The 18,343-nt window shown below is 59.2% G+C and carries 18 protein-coding genes; all 18 read left to right on the top strand.

The annotated features are described in order from the left end of the window. Nucleotides 1-76: 76 nt before the first annotated feature. The 18 genes from VJ464_14800 to VJ464_14715 all read left to right on the top strand — a co-directional run bounded on the left by VJ464_14800 (nucleotide 77) and on the right by VJ464_14715 (nucleotide 18,118). Nucleotides 77-766, top strand: coding sequence for a Phenylacetic acid catabolic protein (locus VJ464_14800; protein ID HKQ06401.1), 690 nt, complete (start codon nucleotides 77-79; stop codon nucleotides 764-766). Beyond that, complete coding sequence (locus tag VJ464_14795; GenBank protein HKQ06400.1) at nucleotides 753-1,862, top strand: radical SAM protein; 1,110 nt, start codon at nucleotides 753-755, stop codon at nucleotides 1,860-1,862. Before VJ464_14800 ends, VJ464_14795 begins: the two co-directional genes overlap by 14 nt. Next, nucleotides 1,859-3,649, top strand: a complete 1,791-nt coding sequence (locus VJ464_14790) for a fatty acyl-AMP ligase (GenBank protein ID HKQ06399.1) — start codon at nucleotides 1,859-1,861, stop codon at nucleotides 3,647-3,649. Before VJ464_14795 ends, VJ464_14790 begins: the two co-directional genes overlap by 4 nt. After that, the gene (locus tag VJ464_14785; protein ID HKQ06398.1) at nucleotides 3,646-4,032 is read left to right on the top strand and encodes a nuclear transport factor 2 family protein; all 387 of its coding nucleotides are present in this window, start codon (nucleotides 3,646-3,648) and stop codon (nucleotides 4,030-4,032) included. The genes VJ464_14790 and VJ464_14785 overlap by 4 nt, the downstream gene beginning before the upstream one ends. Next, the gene (locus tag VJ464_14780; GenBank protein ID HKQ06397.1) at nucleotides 4,029-4,379 is read left to right on the top strand and encodes a phosphopantetheine-binding protein; all 351 of its coding nucleotides are present in this window, start codon (nucleotides 4,029-4,031) and stop codon (nucleotides 4,377-4,379) included. Before VJ464_14785 ends, VJ464_14780 begins: the two co-directional genes overlap by 4 nt. Nucleotides 4,380-4,846: 467 nt before the next feature. Next, nucleotides 4,847-5,809, top strand: a complete 963-nt coding sequence (locus VJ464_14775) for a hypothetical protein (protein ID HKQ06396.1) — start codon at nucleotides 4,847-4,849, stop codon at nucleotides 5,807-5,809. 122 nt (nucleotides 5,810-5,931) lie between these two features. Next, nucleotides 5,932-6,525: an MOSC domain-containing protein gene (locus VJ464_14770; GenBank protein ID HKQ06395.1), complete on the top strand. Its 594-nt coding sequence runs from the start codon at nucleotides 5,932-5,934 to the stop codon at nucleotides 6,523-6,525. A 151-nt stretch (nucleotides 6,526-6,676) separates the two neighbouring features. After that, nucleotides 6,677-7,621: a hypothetical protein gene (locus VJ464_14765; GenBank protein HKQ06394.1), complete on the top strand. Its 945-nt coding sequence runs from the start codon at nucleotides 6,677-6,679 to the stop codon at nucleotides 7,619-7,621. A 12-nt stretch (nucleotides 7,622-7,633) separates the two neighbouring features. Then, nucleotides 7,634-8,512 (top strand): diiron oxygenase, encoded by an 879-nt coding sequence (locus VJ464_14760; GenBank protein HKQ06393.1) that lies wholly within the window; start codon nucleotides 7,634-7,636, stop codon nucleotides 8,510-8,512. Further along, nucleotides 8,499-8,759, top strand: coding sequence for a hypothetical protein (locus VJ464_14755; GenBank protein ID HKQ06392.1), 261 nt, complete (start codon nucleotides 8,499-8,501; stop codon nucleotides 8,757-8,759). Before VJ464_14760 ends, VJ464_14755 begins: the two co-directional genes overlap by 14 nt. Before the next feature lie 29 nt (nucleotides 8,760-8,788). Continuing rightward, the gene (locus VJ464_14750; GenBank protein ID HKQ06391.1) at nucleotides 8,789-10,264 is read left to right on the top strand and encodes a PAS domain-containing protein; all 1,476 of its coding nucleotides are present in this window, start codon (nucleotides 8,789-8,791) and stop codon (nucleotides 10,262-10,264) included. Beyond that, nucleotides 10,261-11,352, top strand: coding sequence for an alpha/beta fold hydrolase (locus VJ464_14745; GenBank protein ID HKQ06390.1), 1,092 nt, complete (start codon nucleotides 10,261-10,263; stop codon nucleotides 11,350-11,352). Before VJ464_14750 ends, VJ464_14745 begins: the two co-directional genes overlap by 4 nt. Further along, the gene (locus VJ464_14740; GenBank protein HKQ06389.1) at nucleotides 11,349-12,248 is read left to right on the top strand and encodes an alpha/beta fold hydrolase; all 900 of its coding nucleotides are present in this window, start codon (nucleotides 11,349-11,351) and stop codon (nucleotides 12,246-12,248) included. Before VJ464_14745 ends, VJ464_14740 begins: the two co-directional genes overlap by 4 nt. A 21-nt stretch (nucleotides 12,249-12,269) precedes the next feature. Then, complete coding sequence (locus VJ464_14735) at nucleotides 12,270-13,442, top strand: glycosyltransferase (protein HKQ06388.1); 1,173 nt, start codon at nucleotides 12,270-12,272, stop codon at nucleotides 13,440-13,442. Then, a complete protein-coding gene (locus VJ464_14730; protein HKQ06387.1) occupies nucleotides 13,415-14,524 on the top strand; it encodes a hypothetical protein in 1,110 nt (369 codons plus the stop codon). The genes VJ464_14735 and VJ464_14730 overlap by 28 nt, the downstream gene beginning before the upstream one ends. Before the next feature lie 33 nt (nucleotides 14,525-14,557). Then, complete coding sequence (locus VJ464_14725; GenBank protein HKQ06386.1) at nucleotides 14,558-15,697, top strand: glycosyltransferase family 4 protein; 1,140 nt, start codon at nucleotides 14,558-14,560, stop codon at nucleotides 15,695-15,697. 52 nt (nucleotides 15,698-15,749) lie between these two features. Continuing rightward, nucleotides 15,750-16,847: a glycosyltransferase family 1 protein gene (locus VJ464_14720; GenBank protein HKQ06385.1), complete on the top strand. Its 1,098-nt coding sequence runs from the start codon at nucleotides 15,750-15,752 to the stop codon at nucleotides 16,845-16,847. A 41-nt stretch (nucleotides 16,848-16,888) separates the two neighbouring features. Then, nucleotides 16,889-18,118 carry a glycosyltransferase family 4 protein gene (locus VJ464_14715; GenBank protein ID HKQ06384.1) on the top strand — a complete coding sequence of 410 codons (1,230 nt, stop codon included), beginning with the start codon at nucleotides 16,889-16,891 and terminating at the stop codon, nucleotides 18,116-18,118. Nucleotides 18,119-18,343 lie beyond the last annotated feature (225 nt).

The raw sequence follows: 18,343 nt of genomic DNA, 5'->3' as shown, positions 1-18,343 counted from the left end.
TCTCGAGAGAGGAGTCAACGTGCCCTCTATCACAAGCTCCGCGATACGCGTCGAGTCGCCAGCGGATCTGGCAAAGATGCCAACTGTGTATCAAGAGTTACTCCATCACCAGATGCTTGCCCACACCGAGGGCGAGCTGTCTGGCGCCGACGACTACCTTCAGGTATTCCTGCCGCTGGCACCCAACGTGTTCGAGCGAAAGATCTGCTGCGAGCGGGCTGCCGAGGAATACGACCACTACTTGATCGGGGCGGCCGTCCTCCGCGAGCTCGGCGTCGACACTGAGTACATGGTCGCCCAACGCCTGGAGGACCGCAGCCTGTACGCGAGCCCGGCAATTCATCGCATCACCAGTTGGGCTCAGCGCGGCGTGTTCTCGTTTCTCGGAGAGGACGCGGTGCTCGACCACATCAAGGAAATGGCGCAAAGCAGCTACGTGCCTTGGGCGAGCTCGTTCGAAACGATTATCCGCGACGAGCTTATTCACATCGCCCACGGTAAGCGCATCGTCCGCGCGTTCGTTCAGTCCGAAGAAGGCCGCGTGGAGGTTCAGGCGGCGATTGATGCGCTGTGGCCCCTGGTCTTGAGTCTCTTTGGCAAGTCCGACTCGTCCCGGTCAGAGGATTACGTCCACTGGGGATTGCGGCAGCGGACGAACCGGGAGGCGAGAAACAAGTACGTAGAGAGGATCGTGCCGAAGCTCGCTGCCATGGGCCTGACGGTTCCATCTTCGAGCCGGAGAGAGAGGTCGAATGGGAACCACTGACGGCGCCCGGCAGCCTCGCTTGCGCGAGTGGTTGAAGGCGGACCCTGACCTGGCACTCCGCTTCGAGCGCGTGCGAAGCTTCAGCCATACGGTGCAGGCGTCAGAGTACCACCTCACCAACGCCTGCAACCTGCGCTGCAAAGGCTGCTGGTTCTTCGTAAACGACTTCGACAAGGCGACCTCTGAGGTCGGGGACCTGGCGGCTTTACGCAGCTTTGTCCAACGCGAGCGGGAACGAGGGGTCAACAGCGCCCTCCTGATCGGCGGCGAGCCGACGCTGGTCCCCAACCGGGTGTCGGTGTATGTCGAGGAGATGACGTACGTCAATATTTCCACCAACGGCCTGCGCCCCCTTCCTCGCGAGGGCTTCGAGAATGTAACCGTTGCCGTGACGCTGTTCGGCGGCGGATCGCTGGACGACGAGCTTCGCGGCATCCGCCCGAATGGCAAGTCCTTCTCCGGACTCTTTGAGCAGGCGCTCGGAAATTACCGTGGCGACCCGAGGACGATCTTCATCTTCGCCTTGACGGAATCAGGCATCAAACATATCGAGCCGACCGTGGCAAGAATCGCGGATAACGGCAACCTCGTGACCTTCAACTTCTACAGCGCGTATGGCACGCACGATCCGATCAGGCTGGACCGAGGGCACGCCCTGCTCGACGAGGCGCTCCGCGTGCGCGAGCTGTATCCGGACACGGTTACCAGCCACCCGTACTACATCTCGACCATGATCACCGGGAAGTCCCACTGGGACTCGTTCTCATACGACGTCTGCCCGAGCATCAGCATCGCTCATCCCGGGCACGCCATTCGGCGCCGCAACGGGAACCCGACGCTACCCGGCTTCAACGCTTGGGCGGCCGATCTCCAGACCGTCGAGTTCTGCTGCACCTCAGGCCAATGCGCTGGGTGTCGTGACAGTCAGGCGGTGCTTAGTTGGCTGCTCGTGAGTGCGCGGAAGTTTTTTGACTCGCCGGAGCACCTGCGCTTGTGGGTCGAGATCGCCGAGAGCTACTGGCGGCAGCTCTACTGGTCACCATTTCACCCGGCTCGCCTGCGCGGAGACCTTGCCGCTGCCGGATCGGCTCCATGAAAACGATTGTCGATCTGCTGGAATACCGTGCCACGACCCGGCCGGATCAGGTCGCCTACCGGTTCTCGGCCGACGGAATGCTCGGCCCGCACGGCGAGCAGGACGATGGCGAGCTGAGCTACGCGCAAGTACTCGAACATGCGCGCGCCGTCGCAGGTCGGTTGCTCAGACTCGATCCACCGCCTCGCCAGGCCGTCCTCGTCTATCCGACGGGGCTCGACTTCGTCGTCGCGTTCTTCGGCTGCCTCATCGCCGGCGTTGCGGCGGTGCCGGCGATGCCTCCGCTTGGCCGGCCGGAGCGTGCGATACTGCGGTTGAAGGCGATCACGGAAGACGCGCAGGCCACGGTCGGACTCTCGACTCGGCCGTTGATAGATCTGATCGCGTCATTGTGGGCGCCGCGGCACGGCTGGTTGGCGACCAACGAGATCGCTTTATCGGGCTCGCTGTCGCCGCCGGCTCGCCCGACCGCTGCCGACCTGGCCATCATCCAATACACCTCAGGCTCGACCAGCCTGCCGAAAGGCGTGATGGTGCGGCACTCGGAAGCGCTCGCGCAGGTGCAGCGGGTGCACCGCAGCATTCCCGATGCCGATGACTCGTGGGTCTTCGTGAATTGGATGCCGATGTTTCACGACGGCGGCCTCGTTGGCGGAATCCTGCTGCCGTTGGAGATCGGCATCACGTCGGTGCTCATGGCACCCGAGGCCTTCACGACGAACCCGTATCGCTGGCTCAAGCTGATCTCGGAGCAGCCGGCGACGTTCAGCGGGAGCCCCAACTTCGGTTACGAGTTGTGCATGCGCAAAGTCACAGAGAAGCAGCGCCGGTCCCTTGACCTCAGTTCCTGGGTGCTCGCGATCAACTCTGGTGAGCCGGTCCGCTGGTCGACGCTTGCCAGTTTCGCCGCGATGTTCCGTGAATCCGGGTTCAATCCGGGCGCGTTCGTCCCAGCGTACGGACTCGCCGAAGCGACGCTGCTGGTAACGATGCGGCGCCGGAACTCCGCAAAGGACGAGCTCCCAATCGCTATGCGCGTGATGGCCGGCGATCTGGAGGCTGGTCGAATCGTTCCGGCAGGACCGGCGGAGCAGGGGGCGTCGGCGGAAAGCGCGCGCTCCACCGTGATCGTGGGGTGCGGCGAACCGGTCGACGCCCAGCAGGTGGCAATCGTCAACCCGGTGACCCACACGCGGACGCGACCCGGTGTGGTTGGCGAGATCTGGCTGGCCGGCCCGAGTGTCGCGGGCGGGTACTGGAAGGGCGGTGGAGACGAACAGTTCGGATTCACACTGGAAGGCTCGGCGGAGCGGTACCTGCGAACCGGGGATCTCGGTTTCATGTCCGGCGGGGTGTTGTACCCGACCGGGCGGATCAAGGACATGATCATCGTTCGGGGGCGGAATCTGTACCCGCACGACATCGAACGCGTGGTCGAGCTCGCGCATCCGCGGCTTCGACGCGGCTGCGGCGCCGCATTCGGCATCCCGGTCGATGGCACTGAGGAGATCGCCGTCGTCTTCGAAGTCGACGAGAGGTCGCCGGTCGACCACCAGGAACGCGCGGAGGTGTTCGCCGCGATGAGGCAGGCGGTCGCTGACGAGTGCGACGTCATGCCGATGGCGTTAGGCCTCATCAAGAGAAGAACTCTGCCGAAGACTTCCAGCGGGAAGATCCAGCGGTTGACGTGCAAGGCGAAGTTCCTGGGCGGAGCACTGGAGCTTGTGGCCGAGTGGCGCCACCCGCGATTTCAAGCCTGCATGCCAACCGAGGTGATGGTTCCGTGACGAAACCGATGATGGAGTTCGCTGAGGAATGGATCGCGGCTTGGAACAGCCATGATCTCGACAGGATTTTGAGTCATTACGCGGCGGACGTCGTGTTCACTTCGCCGCGGGCGGCGGCCCGGCTTCCGCACACGCGGGGAACGGTCCGCGGCATCGAGCAGCTGCGCGAGTATTGGGCACCGCTCGCGGAGGTCAGACCTCATCTGAAGTTCACGCTGGAAGGGGTGCTGGAGACCGTCGGCGGCTGTACCATCCTGTACCGGGACGAGACCGGTCTCCTCGTTGCGGAGACAATGTTGATCGAAGCGGGGGGCAAGGTAGTCCAAGGGATTGTGAGTCATGCCGCCCACCCCTTCACAATAAGGAAGGACAAACCGTGTTGAACGAGGCGATCACCGACCTTGTGTGCGAAGTGTATCGGCGCGTGCTTGGTATCGAGATGGTGCGGCCCGGAGATGATTTCTTCGGCGACCTCGGCGGCGATTCGCTGGCGTTGGCCGAAGCCGTCTCGTGTATCTACGACCTCCTGAATGTCGACATCATGGAGGCGATGACGACGAGCACGAGCCCGTCGAGCCTCGCGCTGTTCATCGCTCCGCGTTTGCAGCAGGCCAGGGGGCAGCTGCGGCGGCAGCCGTCGACATCAGTCGCGTCGCAGTCGCTGGTGCAGGCGGCGAAGCGGGTCCGAGAACTCGCCGACATGAACGTTGATGAAGTCGCACCTGGGTAGCCGCCAGGGCGTGTCGGATGGATCACGCATGTCCGCCGGTTGCGCCGCGAGGATCGGCCCGTGCGGGGTTCTCTCTGGTGAGCCGCGCCCTTCCGATGCCTTCACGACGCATCTCTGCAACCGCCTGGGAGAAGTGTTGGAGACGCTCCAAGCCCAGGCTCGAAGAGGCACTGAAGCTCATTCTGCGTCGCTGAGTCGACTTCGCAACCGCCCTGATCGGGTTACACTTCTCGTTGACATTTTGCAATTAGTACTGCACACTGTGGAGGTCAGCCTGCAAACAGACTGTTAAAAATCTCACACCTCGCATTGGAGGTCTGGAATGTCCACCAAAAGAGGAGCACGAGAAACTCAAGTCGCGTTTCACATCCGGAGTCTCAGCCTCAAAGTCCTTAAAGTGCTGCTCACTTGAGCAACCATCGCTTGGGTCGCGTGGTCCTTATTCACAGAAAGAACGGAGGAATCCAATGAAAAAGCCCGAGCAATCACAACGCCAGGATAAGAAACAACCTAATCCTAATCCGTCTCCGCTGGAGGCGCTTCTTCCTGCCAACGTGCCTGGCTTCGAGCGGCGTTCGACGACTTTACTAACCCACCGCGAGTTGAATACGAATGAAGTCTTTGTGGCTTATGGCGGCCCGTCCGGAAGTACACTATTAATCTCCATTGCCGACTTGGGAAATCAGCCCAAGCTCTACAAGAACTTCCTGACCGGCGGGGGCCTCCGTCAGTCTCCTTTCGGAAACTCGTTCGGCCTGCCCTTCCGTCAGGCGTCCGTGCAGGCAAGCCCTAACTATGGCCTGTTGCTGGGACAGGTCTCGCCGGCGTTTCCCGGCCAAGCGTCTGGCGTCGTGGGAATGGCACAAGCGTTTCAGACCATTCAAATACCACAGGCCTCACCGCAGTTTTCGCCGCAGGCTTCGCCGCAGGTTTCAGCACAGCTCTCGGCACAGTTCTCGCCACAGTTCTCCCCGCAATCAGCAGTACAGTCGACGGCGACCTTGCTCTCGCAGATTTCGCAGCAGCTTTCACCGGGCCGGGGACCCCAATCATGGATGGTCATCTCCCCGGGAACTCCCGGCGACCAGCCTACGGTAAGCACTGGCCCGGCGTCCCTTACTCCTGCTCAAGCGTCAGACTTATTACAGCGGTCAGGGATGAACGCCGCAGAACTTTCCAAAGGCGCTCAGGACCACCCCTTCTCGCTGGCGCAAGCATCTTCCCCCGCCGACGGCTCATACATCCGACCGTTCGGCCTCGACACCGGGCGCAATGTCGCGGGCTGGGAGCTTTATGACGGGCACAACCACGTGGGCACGCTAATTCTGGGGGTGAATGACCGTATCGGCATTTTAGTCGAAGCGACGAACATCTTGTCGAACACCCTGCTTGAGATCGCCTCAAAGTTCAACTTCGGCGCGGCCGGTTAGATCGTCCGTAGCGGCTCTGCCAGGTAGAAGTCGGCGAGCAATTGACAAGGACTGACGCCACCGCAGGCGACTACGGGTAGCCTGCGCGGCGGCGGCGTTCCCTCAGCCTCCTGGTTACCCAAATGTCTATGAGCCACAAAGGACTACTTCTCGGTATCGCCACGCGGCCGGTTCGTCATGCACCGATGGAGGAGGCCGTGGCCGCCCGAATCACGGTAGAAACGGGCGTGAACAGCGACGCTCGAGGGCAACCTGGGCGGAGACAGGCTACCGTCATTACCCGCCATGCCTGGGAAGCGGCCTGCTTGGAGCTTGGCGTAGCCGATCTGCCGTGGACGACCAGGCGCGCCAATCTCTTCGTTGATGGCATCGATCTCCGAAATAAGATCGGATACGACTTGACAATTGGGGACGCTGTTTTGACAATTAGCGGTGAAACACGCCCTTGTAAAGTGATGGAGCAAGCCTATCCCGGGCTCAAGGCGGCACTGACACCGGAATGGCGCGGAGGAGTCATATGCCGCGTGAGGCGGTCCGGCGACGTCACAGTAGGCTGCGAAGTGGTTTTGACCCGAAACGTAGTGCGCCAGTTAACCAGCGTTTCTTCACATCACGCCCGACGGTTTCTGAAGCAAGGTCGCGCCCTGCTTGGTGGCTGGGCACGAAAACTCGGGTGGAAGAGGCCAAGGCAAGCGTCATATTCCGAACATCAATAAATGCTCTGGGGTTGGAACACTTTTGTTCCGGCTCTGAGCACCCATGAACGATTTGCTCGCGATCCACAGAGCGTCTCTCCGGGCGGGGTACCGAGCCGTGAGTATTAGTCCTACATTTGACAAAGCCTTAACGAGGCCACGCAACGGCGAGATGGCGTCAATCCTGAGCATCGCCTATTACCTGGGGGCGTTCAAACCGATTGAAGAGCTCGACTTCTTACGAGACAACCCGAGAAAACTGCAACTCTACAAGCTGGGGGGCTTCCAGTCCTACGCGGAGAGCGATCTATCGATGCGCGCATTAGCTCGGCATGCTGCCGCTCAGACGTTGGAGGCGTCCGGAATCGAGCGAGATAAAATCGGGGTTTGCCTTTATGTGGCCGAAAGCTTCGACCGCGACGAGATGGTGAATTCGACAGAGGTAAACCGCTTGCTTCTCGACCTGGGTCTGGACAATGCGGTTCCGATTCACATTTCTATCTCCAACTGCGCCAACATCGTGGCCGCCTTACGCATAGCGACCGCCCTGATCGAGGTCGGAGAAACAGAGCACGTGCTGGTTGCGTCAGTCGATAAGGCGTCCCGAAGATATGGCGGGAGAATGATGTTCCAGGATATGTCGGTTAAGAGCGATGTTTCATTAAGCTGCCTGGTTTCGCGCCCGGGCGTTGGGCCTTATGGCATCCGCTACATCGGGCATCATAACTCGGCTGGTTTAATCGACGCCAAATCGTTGGAACCGGCGTCGTATGCCATGGAAAAATTCAACGTCATTCGCTGCGCAGCCAAACGGGCCAGGGAAAGTTTGGGTCTTCAACCCGTCGATTTCGCCAGAGTTATCACCAATAACTATAGCCGGGAAGTTTCCAAGATGTTCCTTAGGCTATGCGGATTCCCGAACGAAGCCGGCTGCTTCGGAAACATCGGCAGGTTTGCGCACGCGGTGGCGGGTGACGTGCTGATCAACTTGAAAGATCTTGAGGTCGAGGGAGCGTTTAGGGCGGGAGATATGATCTTCCTCATGGCTGACTCTATCACTGCGACTTCCGTTCTCTGCTTACAGCGACGCGGCGAAAACGGTGGCAACAATAACTGAAATCTGAGAGACATGACTATTACCGGAACCAATTTGAAAGACCTCCTCCGTTGCCTCTCTAACCTGTCAGTGGAGCACGCCTACGATCCATATAAGGTCTTCGAGTGGCCCGCGCCACTCCCCGAAGACGGTCTTTGGATGAGTGCGGATCTTTTGTCGCTCCATGGCACGCGTCACACAAGCAACCTTAACGAGGAACAACTTTGGAAATTGAGCCGCTGGGAACTGATCAACTTCTTCAGCTTCAATGTCCATGGCATTCGGGATTTGATGCTCCAGGTTCTTTCGTGCATCCACAACCCCGGTTACGAAACGGAGTCAGAATATTTTCACCACTTCCTCGACGAAGAGAATAAGCATATGTGGTTCTTCGCCGAATTTTGTAAACGCTATGGCGGAAAAATCTACTCCACTCAGAAGGTGCAGTTTCCCGCCTTCACCGATGAAGAGATCAAATCCTTCATCGCCTTCGCGCAGATACTCATCACTGAACAGATCGGCGACTTCTACAACCTGCGCATGATGGCGGACGAAAACCTGCCGCCAATCGTCAGGCAAATCAACCGAGTGCATCACGAAGACGAAAACCGGCACATCGCCATGGGGCAGCGGGTCGTCGCGGCGATGTACGAGCGCATAGCTAAGAAACATCCCGAGGAGGCGCTGCGAAAGATTGCAAGCTACCTGCGACGGTACGCAGAGTTCTACTTGCAGTCTTTCTACAACCCCAGCGTTTACCGCGATGCGGGCTTGAGCGATGCCTACGAACTGCGCCGAGAGTTGATTCGAGACCCTTCACGAGGAGAGTTTCATCAACGGGTGCTCGCGAAAACTTTGCGGTTTTTCCGAAGCCAAAATTTACTCACGGGAGAGGTATATGTCAGGGGATGACGAACGAAACATCGACATGGTTACCATTTCCAGGCTGCGAGATTGGGTAGCACTGACAAAGCCACACATTGTAGAGATAGGACTGGACACCGATTTAATCAATGAAGGCGTGCTCGACTCACTAGAGATGGTGAATTTCCTGCTCTACATTGAGGAAATTCGCGGACAGGAAATCCCGGAAGCGCTCGTCCAGCCCCAATATTTCAGTTCGTTAAGAGTGATCCACAACACGTTCTTTCGCGTTTGATTACCCGCGCCGCCAAGGAGTTTACCCATATGCTGGCAAGCGAATCGGCCATTAACGAAGAAGCGCTGAATGACTTCTCCGATTACTTTCATGCGGCCCCCATCGGTCTGCACGTCACGGGACCTGACGGAACGATCACCCGGACGAACCTCGCCGAATTGAAGTTGCTCAGTTACAGCGACCATGCAGATGAGTACATCGGCCACCACATGGCTGAGTTCTTTGCCGATTCGGACAGGGTGCGGACACTTCTGGACCAACTGGTTGCCGGTGAGACGGTCGTCGAACATGATATTACTCTGTTGCGTCGGGATGGCACTCCCCAGCGGGTGCTGTTGTACGCGAACGCGAAGATTGATGGCGGCACTCTTCGCGGCGTGCGCTGCTTCACGTTTCCTCATCCTGAGGACTTGCGGCCTGACGTTGCCGAAGTCGGGGCGCTGAAGGATCAGTCGGTAGCGGAACGTCAACTCGAGCTCACGGCAGCACAGCGCAGCGAGCTGTATGCCGAGCTGCTGGACTTCTTTGATAACGCCCCTGTCGGTCTACACATGGTCGGCGGCGATGGCTTGATCAAGTACGCGAATAAGTGTGAGCTCGCGTCCATGGGATACGATCCCGAGACTTATATCGGACAGCACATCGCGCGTTTCCACGCCGACCAAAAGGTAATCGACGGGATGCTCGAGGACCTGGTCGGCGGGACGCCCCTCGTAAATTTCGGCGCCACCCTCTTCCGCAAGGACGGCGCGAAACTTCCGGTAATGATCTACTCCAACTCCAGGATGAGTGACGACAGCTTTGTCAACACCCGCTGCGTCACGGTGCCGGTGCCGGGGTCGGGCCTGGTAACGAGCAGTACAACTCCGGAGTTCTCCTGGCCTCGCAACGAAGACTTCGGATTCGCGATTTTAAGAAGGGACGAGACGCCGTCCGACGTGAAACCGAACCCGATGACGGTTGCGCTGAAATACATCGCCAGCCGGAAACGGCCGGAGGAGGCTTTGGGGTTTCTGGCTCACGTCAGCAAAGTGCTCGGCTCGACCGAACCCTTTGACGCCATGCTCCGCGAGGCATTAACCCTGAGCGTACCTTACCTGGCGGATTTTGCGACGGTTGACTTGCCGCCGGCTCATCTGGCCCATGCGATCTCTCAGACGCTGAAAACCGATGCGGACAAGATAATTCGCTTCTTTAGTGTGGGTGGTCCGAACACAAAGTTTAGCATCGAATCGGTGCGGGCAACTGGTTTAGTCGAAGCCGGCTTCGACCTTGCCGCGGAACGCGAAACGCGCGGCGAACGCGCGTCAGAGCTGCTGGACATGGGTATCAAGTCGGTTTTGATGGCGCCGCTCACGATTCGTGGGCAACATCTGGGTGCGCTCACACTCCTGCGTGCGAATTTATCTTCCCGACGTGATTTTGGGCCGGCGGATCGCGCGCTCGCCGAGGAGTTTGCGCGTCGACTCTCATTCGCCATCGAAATCGAGAGGCTGTCCAAATGAGCACACCCGCTCAGATTTCGGTTGGCACGGCTGGCGAGTATCAGGCCCGCCTGGCCCACCTGTGGGAGAAGAATCTCGGCGTTTCAGTCGGGAATTTCGACGACTATTTTGAAAGGGGGGGCGATTCTCTTCGAGGTACAGAGTTAATCAATTGGATATACGAGGACTTCGGAGTTGAGCTCTCATTGCTCGATCTCTTCGAAGCCAGAACCATCACGACCCAAACAGACCTCCTTCTCTCAAAAGTACGGAGCACGCACCCCGACAGCGTCAAGCCGATTACCGAGTACTGTTTTTTTGGCCCGAATCAGGCGCGTCTGTTCGGCGCTTTACACTGCGCCGGGTCGAACGAAAGAAAATCGGGAGTCATACTGTGTTATCCGATGGGCCAGGAGTACATGCGAATTCATCGCACGTACGTAGAGCTCGCCAGAAACCTGGCGGATTCGGGGCGCGACACACTACGATTTGACTATTACGGCTGCGGCGACTCCGGCGGCGAAGCTACGGATGGTACGCTGAAACAATGGACGAACGACATTTGTCAGGCCATCCAGATGCTGCGCGCTCAGACAGGGGTGCAGAAAGTGTATCTAGTGGGTGCGCGAATCGGCGCTAACCTTGCACTGAATGCCGGAGCGGAAGCCGATGACCTGGCCGGCATCGTGCTCTGGGAGCCGGTCGTGAACGGCGCGGACCACATAGCGACGCTCCTGCGCGCGCACCATGACTTGCTCGCCTCCAACGCTGAGCTCAATGGCTACGAGCAGCGGCAGTTACCGAATTGCTTCGCAGAATTGATCGGCTTCCCCATCACAAAAGAACTCTACGACGAGTTGACGGCGATTGATCTTCTCTCAACCACTCCTTCCAGGAGGTTGCCGGATATGCTCCTGCTGGCGAACTCAGAAAAGCCGCAACTCGAAGCGTATGCCACCTTTCTGCGAAAGTGCGAGGCCAGGCTCGATTATGTGATCGCGGGCGAATCAGATCGCATCTGGCTCAAGGAAGATCGCCGGCACAAAGGCGTCATTCCGGCGCGTGCCGTCCAGGCCATTGCGTCGTGGTTATCCGGGAGGAGCGAATGAGCGAAGAAATCATCACCTTTGGAAAGACGCGGACGCTGGTCGGCATCCTTCATACACCTGTTGGCGACGTACCGCGGGCGGACCTTCCGGCCGTGCTATTACTGAACGCCGGCCTCCTGCACCGGGTCGGGCCAAATCGGCTTTATGTGAAGATCGCCCGCCAACTGGAGCGCAGCGGGTTCCACGTATTGCGGTTCGACGTGTGGGGAATCGGAGATAGCCATGACCATGCCGGCGAGACAAAGGGCACGTTCGTCGATGACACCCTCGAAGCGTTCGAAGTATTAAACCAACGTCTCGGGGCGACCAGGTTCATGCTGATGGGAATTTGCATGGGCGCGCAGATCGCGCTCGAAGTCGCCAGCCGCGACCTGCGAGTGGAAAGCCTGGCGCTGATGGAAGGGATCTACGTGAAGTCCGCTAGATATCATCTCTCCCGTATCCTGAGCCCCCGTAAATGGAAGCGCGTCTTCACCGGTGAGAGCCAAATGGTAAAGCGACTACGCAAGAAGCTACTGCTCAAACACTCAGGGAATAACTCGGACAATCGCCAGCCGGCAACCGAGAGCAAGGGCAGTCACACGAGCAACGGAAACATTACCTTGTTTCTCGACGAGAACCGGGATAAGAACATGAAGGAGAAGCTTGGCGCCCTGCTTGAGCGGGGCACAAAGATTATTCTCATCTTTCGAAACGGAAATGAAATCGCCTACAACTACCGGCTGCGGAAAGCGGGTGACGAAATTTTCGCGGTGGGACTGCCGCGCGGGCTGGACGTGGTGTTCGTAAGATTTGCCGACCACACCTTTACGCCACTCCTCAGCCAGGATTTATTGCTGAAAGCCATAATGAGGTGGATCGAAGCGCTTGGCCTAAGGGAATGCGCGCGCGCCTGAGGATTCGAAATGCCGAGAGTAATGATTGTCCTGGAAGCGACCGATGGGGGAACGGCGAGGCACGTCGTTGACCTCGCTCTCGGGTCCCACTCGCGCGGATTGGCTGTCGACCTGGTGTGCGCAACGCGCCGTAAGCCGGAGTTTCGCCATACTCTGTCTCAGCTACGAAAAGCAGGAATCACTGTCCACGAGTTTGATATGCGGCGGAAAGTGCGTCCGCTGCGGGATATCGCCGCCGTGATTCGGCTCAGAAGTTTGATACTGAACACAGCGCCCGACGTTCTCCATCTTCACAGCTCCAAAGCCGGCGCCCTTGGGCGAAGCGCGATCATCGGACTGGGCCGGCGCCGCCCGGTGGTCGTGTATACGCCACACGCTTATGCCTTTCTGGCCCAGCCCGGACGTTTGAGCCGTTGGATGTACCGGAAGGTGGAAAGCGCGCTATTGCCCTGGACGGATGGTGTGGTGGCCGTGTCGGAAAGCGAGGGACAGGCGGCGTGGCGGCTAGGAGCAAAAGACCGCGTGGTGGTGATCAACAACGGCATCGACGCCAGCATGGGCTCTTGGCGGCGGTCCAGAGAACGCCTTCTGCGTGTCGGCTGGCTGGGCCGTCTGACATGGCAAAAGAACCCTGTGGCCGCGATCAAGATGTCGCTGGCCCTTTCACATCTCGGTCTGGATCATGAATTACTGCTTGCAGGCGATGGGCCCGAGCGGGAACAGGTGCTGGCCGCGATACGCGATCTGCGAGCCGAAGCGAGTGTGCGGGTGCTGGGCCACATCCGCGATACGGATGCCTTCCTCGCCGACATCGACATTTTCTTGATGACTTCCAGAACAGAGGGCTTGCCTTACGCGGGGCTGGATGCGATGGCCCACGGCCTTCCGATTGTAGGGTTCGACGTTCCCGGCGTTCGGGATCTGGTTGACTCTGGTGTGACAGGGCTGCTGACCGCTCCCGGCAACTTGAGCGAATTAGCTGCTCACGTCGCGCGGCTTGGCCGAAGTGAGGAGCTTCGGCGCTCGTTCGGAGTCGCGGCGCAACGGCGCGTGCGAAACGATTTCCAACTCTGCGAGCAGTTAGATCAGCTCAGCCTGCTGTACCGTTCACTTGCCGCGGGCCGTGTTGCCACCGGCATCGGCGGGAGAGAGGACATTGAGAGGCAATGTTTCAATTTTTCTTTTACGGAGTGATCGTCGCGCTGTTCGGGTTAGCGGTTATCGAGATCTACCTCCGAATCAAATATAGAAACTTGCTCTGGATTCAGGTGTATCCCCAGATTTACGTGCCTGACGATGAGCTTGGCTACCGTTACTTACCCAACGCCGAAGGTGAGATTCGTATTCCGGGGATCCATCGACGGTTCCGGACCAATAACCGGGGATTCCATGCCCGCGATTTCGTGCGGACGAAAGCCCCCGGGACTTATCGAATTGCAGTCGTCGGCCCATCCAACTCGACCGGCATCTGGTGCCATGGGAAGGGGAAGAACTTCTCCGAGCTGCTGGAAGACATGTGCCGGTCGGCGGGCCATCAGGTGGAGGTCATGAACTTTGGTATCGACGGAAGATTCCGCGCGGTGCAAGAGCTGCGACTTATCGAGACGGAAGTCGCTGATTATCAACCGGATCAGATACTCCTGGACGTGGAACTCCCGTTCGTCCACGGAAGCTTCAGGCGTGACCTCTACAAAGGCTACGTCATTATTTATAACTCCGAAACGGAACATTCCAGGCAGTGGTGTGAGGCAATGATTGACAGCGCCACCGAGCAGAAATTCCTCATCCCTCTGTACTACGCATCCTTCATCGTGAGAGCCGCTGTGCGTTACTACATGAACACCAGCAACAGCTTTCGCTCTGCCAGACTACGGACGTTTGTGGAGAACAGAGTCCAGGCGCACGACCTCTCACTGTTACCCTACTCGTTAAAAAAATCGGTGGAGGCCCTTCAAGCAGTTAGAGATAAGTTAGCGCAACAGGGTGGGGAGCTGACGATCTTCCAGTGCTCGGCCAATCCCTACTACCGTGAAGTGACGGCCAAGTATGGTCTCAGCTACCTCGAACTCAATGTCTTGCCGATGACTAAGTACGTGCACGACCGCGACGGACACTACTCTTACGAAGGGCACGTCGAGGTCGCCAGGCAGTTGTTCGAGCAACTGACCAAACGCCAGACCTTTCAGGCGAAGGGCCAGAAACCCGCGGCCGCGTCGGACCAGAGCGGCGCGCAGACTGAGGACAAAGAAGCCCCAGTCGCGGCGTATGTCAGCTAGCTATTTTACTAACCAATCGAGGTTGGCCAAGCGATGAGGGTTTTGTATGTCTCGCACTTTGGTGGCCTGGGCGGAGCCGAGCGCAGCCTGCTGGAACTCATGGACGCGGTTCGGAGGCTGGGCGTTGACCCCGTCTTACTATGTCCGTCCGGGCCCCTGAGCGAGGCCGCCGCAACGGCCGGCATTCCTGTGGCTAACTGGGGCGCGCGTCCCGTTACGCGCTCACGAGGACTGAATAACTGGAAGTTTGTCCTTCCCCGTCTGCCTCTGGGCTGGAGGGAACTGGATCGAACAGTGCGGCGTTTCCAACCTCACCTTCTCCATGCGAACAGCGCGCAGGCCATGCTCTGGATCGGCCCGGTTGCGTCGTGGCGAGGCTGCCCGGTGGTTTGGCACTGGCGAGATTTCTATGGCGGCCGTGGTGTCGCCAAGTCAATGGCCGGACGAGCCGATGCGATCATAGCCATCTCTGAAGCCACGCTGACATTCGCCGAGAAACTGCTCGGTCCCTCGTCGCGCCACCTTACGCTCGTTCGTAACGGCGTCGCTGATTTACCGCCGCGCGATGCCGACCACGTAGCCGCTGTTCGCCGCGCCCTAGATATCCCTCCTGCCGAGCGGCTCGTGGTGATGGCCGGTCAGTCCATACCCAGGAAGGGCCACGCTGTCCTCCTTGCAGCGCTTGCTATTCTGACCCGGACCCATCCCGACTTACACGCGTGGCTATTGTGCCCGGAGCATGATCAGAAGGCCGCGACCTACACTCGGCAACTTCGCCGGCTCGCAGTGGATCTCGGGTGTGGCCCACAAGTCAGGATCACCGAGGGGGTCGAGCAGATCGCACCTGTGTTATATGCCGCCGACGTGGTAGCCGTGCCGTCTTTGCGGGAACCATTCGGGAGAATAGCGGTGGAGGCGATGCTGGCCAAACGTCCGGTAATAGCATCTTCGGTCGACGGCCTGAAGGAGATCGTGACGGAAGATGAAACAGGCTTGCTGGTCCCTCCGGGTGATCCCGCCGGCCTTGCGGCCGGTTTAGCCCGCATCCTTGATGAGCCCGCCTCGTGGGCGTCAAGAGCGGAAGCCGCTCGGCGCAAGGCGCTGCATCTCTTCTCAATATCGCGCGTGGCGGCGGAACTCGTTCCCGTATACGGCGCGATCTGTCATAACTGAACTCTCAGTCATTGCATCCGGAGCGTAAAAGGACATCGCAATTAGGCGGCATATGCACATTGGAGTGGATGGATCATTCTGGGGTGGGCAGGAGCGCGGAGTCGCCGTTGCAACGCGACGGCTGTGGACTTCATATCTTGAGAGGCGGCCGCTGCAACGTGTAACCGTTTTTGCGCACGGGGTGCATACATCCGAAATGCCCAACGCTTCGCTGGTGCCGGTTCGCCCTCTAACCCCCATCTCCCGTTTTGCCTGGCAACAAGTGGTCTTGCCGGCATTAGGGCGAAAGCAGGGCGTCGAACTCCTACACTGTCCTTGCTATACGGCCCCGGTGGCGCTGTCGTGTAAATTTATCGTTACGGTGCACGACCTCATCGCCTGGACACATCCGCGGTTGGCGGGTTGGCGTAACGCGCTCCATTTCCGCCTGCTCGTCGGCCGCGGGATTCGGCGAGCCCGGGCCGTATGTGTACCCAGCGAGTTCGTCCGGCGCTCCGTCATTGACTATTTCGGCATTTCCCGCGGCAAAGTGTTTGTCGTGCCCTGGGGGGTGGATTTGGAAATAGCGCCCGTGCCCAGGGACATTGCGATTTCAACGGTTCGTCAGCGGTTCGAGGTGAATGAGCCATTCGCGCTGTTTTGTGGTTGCATTGAGCCGAAGAAAAATCTCGAAGTCGCGATTCGGGCATGTGCGGAAGCGGGCCTTCTGCTCCTGGTCGTCGGCCCACAGGTCCGCGCATCGCAGAACCTGCTCCCCGAAGAAGGCCGTGGAAGCAATGGTCGCTGGCGGTACCTGGGCTACATGACTCCATCCGATCTGAGTGCCCTCTATTCTGCCGCAATCGCCTTAGTGTTTCCGTCATCCACCGAGGGCTTCGGGCTACCTACGGTCGAAGCTATGAGTTGCGGGTGCCCGGTCATCGCCTCGGACGCCCCGGCGTTGCGTGAGGTTTGCGGCGGGGCCGCGCTCCATGTGCCGCATGGGGATGTCTCGGCGCTGGCGGCATCTTTGCGCGCGGTGAGTACCGACCGCGCGCTCCGCGATAGTCTGGTGGGGCGTGGGATCGCCCAGTCGAAACACTTCAATTGGGCCAACGCGGTGGATAGCTTTTCCGAAGCGCTTTCCTATGCCGAGCATTCCACGTCCTAGCGATTCCACACGAGTAGTGTCTAAAACGGCCGAGGATAGGAATGAAAATAGATTTGCCGGGAGGTGACGCGGGAAGGGTAGCCGTCATGGTGGACAAGTATCCGTGCCTGTCGGAATCCTTCATCCGACGCGAGCTTACCTGCCTCGCTTCACTTGGTTTCACGCTGGTGGTCTTGACGTTCAGCCCGGCGCGCCGTTCTGACAGGTCACTCCTGCCCGAGTCGCCCTTTACCGTCTTCCATCCGGACGCGCCCGCGCGGCGCGGTGGCCGGCATCAAGTCCGTCTCGGCGTAGAATCGTTGCGAGAACTGCCGCGTGCACTCACCCTCTTTCCAAAGGGGTTAAGGGGCGCGGCGGCGGCAGGCCGTGCCGCCTGGGCTGCGGCTGCGATTCGTCCGGCGCTTGAGAGATGGAAGCCCGACTGGCTGCATGCACACTTTCTAGGCATGCCTGCCGCCGCCGCCAGCCTTCTGAGTCAGCGCTTGAATATTCCACTCAGCATTTCGGCTCACGCACGCGACATCTTTGTTCCACAGGTTCACCTCACAAAGGTGTGCTCCCGGGCGCGGTTTATCTCTACGTGCTCGGAGCACGCACGGACGTCGCTGATGGAGCAATTGCCACTCTTGCTGGCGGAGCGCGTCGTCCATTTCCCGCACGATGTCGAGTGTGATCTTACGGTTAAGAATCGGGAGCTAGTTAACGGCGTCCCCCTCCGCATCCTCTCTGTGTGCCGTCTTGTGCCGAAGAAAGGCATCGACGTGATCTTGAGGGCTCTGGCGCTGCTGCGATCCGAGTCGCGCTGTCGCTATCGCTATCGGATTGTAGGGGGTGGACCAGAACTCCCGCGGCTCATGGCGCTGGCCTGTGAGCTCAATCTTGAGGACGTGGAGTTCGTCGGCCCGGTTCCACCCGACGTCGTTCAGAGAGAGCTTACCCAAGCCGACGTCTTCGTTCTCGGCGCTCGGAGGATGCCCGACGGAGATCGGGACGGAATCCCTAACGCGATGCTTGAGGCGATGGCCGCGGGAGTCCCGGTGATCGTCAGCGATGCAGGTGGCGTGTCGGAAGTCATCCGCCACCGAAGCACTGGCTGGCTCCTACCTCCGAACAACCCCGAGGCATTTGCGGACGCCCTCAGGGAGGTGACATCAGACGACCGCGTGCGACGACGAGTTGCAGCAAGTGCTCGTGCCGAAGTTCGGCGAAGATTTTCTCGAAATGGCAGATTGCTCGCGCTGAGGCTCATCAGTGAAATGGCGGATTCCTGAGGCTCGATCAGACGGCCGGGTTGGGGTACGCGCAAGCAAATACTTGAATAATCTGGTAGAACTGGCTGCATAAGATGGAGTACGACGTCGCAGGGGCTTGCACCCTTTTGTAATTTGCACCGCAACCGAAAGAAATTAGTTGACAGCACACACCTAAAGTAATAACCTTGCGACGTTTCAACCTCTTAATACAAGCCGCTTCCTCGACCGGACGAAATGTTACGC

It is taken from the genome of Blastocatellia bacterium, from assembly GCA_035275065.1.
Taxonomy (GTDB): domain Bacteria; phylum Acidobacteriota; class Blastocatellia; order UBA7656; family UBA7656; genus DATENM01.
The sequence above is the reverse complement of the archived record's forward strand: the minus strand, read 5'-3'. Positions and strand labels throughout refer to the sequence as shown.

Bases quoted from the DNA above. Each gene is read 5' to 3' on its own strand.
- VJ464_14735 (HKQ06388.1), top strand. From the start codon at position 12,270: ATGATTGTCCTGGAAGCGACCGATGGGGGAACGGCGAGGCACGTCGTT.
- VJ464_14750 (HKQ06391.1), top strand. From the start codon at position 8,789: ATGCTGGCAAGCGAATCGGCCATTAACGAAGAAGCGCTGAATGACTTC.
- VJ464_14715 (HKQ06384.1), top strand. From the start codon at position 16,889: ATGAAAATAGATTTGCCGGGAGGTGACGCGGGAAGGGTAGCCGTCATG.
- VJ464_14800 (HKQ06401.1), top strand. From the start codon at position 77: ATGCCAACTGTGTATCAAGAGTTACTCCATCACCAGATGCTTGCCCAC.
- VJ464_14755 (HKQ06392.1), top strand. From the start codon at position 8,499: ATGTCAGGGGATGACGAACGAAACATCGACATGGTTACCATTTCCAGG.
- VJ464_14770 (HKQ06395.1), top strand. From the start codon at position 5,932: ATGTCTATGAGCCACAAAGGACTACTTCTCGGTATCGCCACGCGGCCG.
- VJ464_14765 (HKQ06394.1), top strand. From the start codon at position 6,677: ATGGCGTCAATCCTGAGCATCGCCTATTACCTGGGGGCGTTCAAACCG.
- VJ464_14725 (HKQ06386.1), top strand. From the start codon at position 14,558: ATGAGGGTTTTGTATGTCTCGCACTTTGGTGGCCTGGGCGGAGCCGAG.
- VJ464_14720 (HKQ06385.1), top strand. From the start codon at position 15,750: ATGCACATTGGAGTGGATGGATCATTCTGGGGTGGGCAGGAGCGCGGA.
- VJ464_14730 (HKQ06387.1), top strand. From the start codon at position 13,415: ATGTTTCAATTTTTCTTTTACGGAGTGATCGTCGCGCTGTTCGGGTTA.
- VJ464_14790 (HKQ06399.1), top strand. From the start codon at position 1,859: ATGAAAACGATTGTCGATCTGCTGGAATACCGTGCCACGACCCGGCCG.
- VJ464_14775 (HKQ06396.1), top strand. From the start codon at position 4,847: ATGAAAAAGCCCGAGCAATCACAACGCCAGGATAAGAAACAACCTAAT.
- VJ464_14795 (HKQ06400.1), top strand. From the start codon at position 753: ATGGGAACCACTGACGGCGCCCGGCAGCCTCGCTTGCGCGAGTGGTTG.
- VJ464_14760 (HKQ06393.1), top strand. From the start codon at position 7,634: ATGACTATTACCGGAACCAATTTGAAAGACCTCCTCCGTTGCCTCTCT.
- VJ464_14740 (HKQ06389.1), top strand. From the start codon at position 11,349: ATGAGCGAAGAAATCATCACCTTTGGAAAGACGCGGACGCTGGTCGGC.
- VJ464_14745 (HKQ06390.1), top strand. From the start codon at position 10,261: ATGAGCACACCCGCTCAGATTTCGGTTGGCACGGCTGGCGAGTATCAG.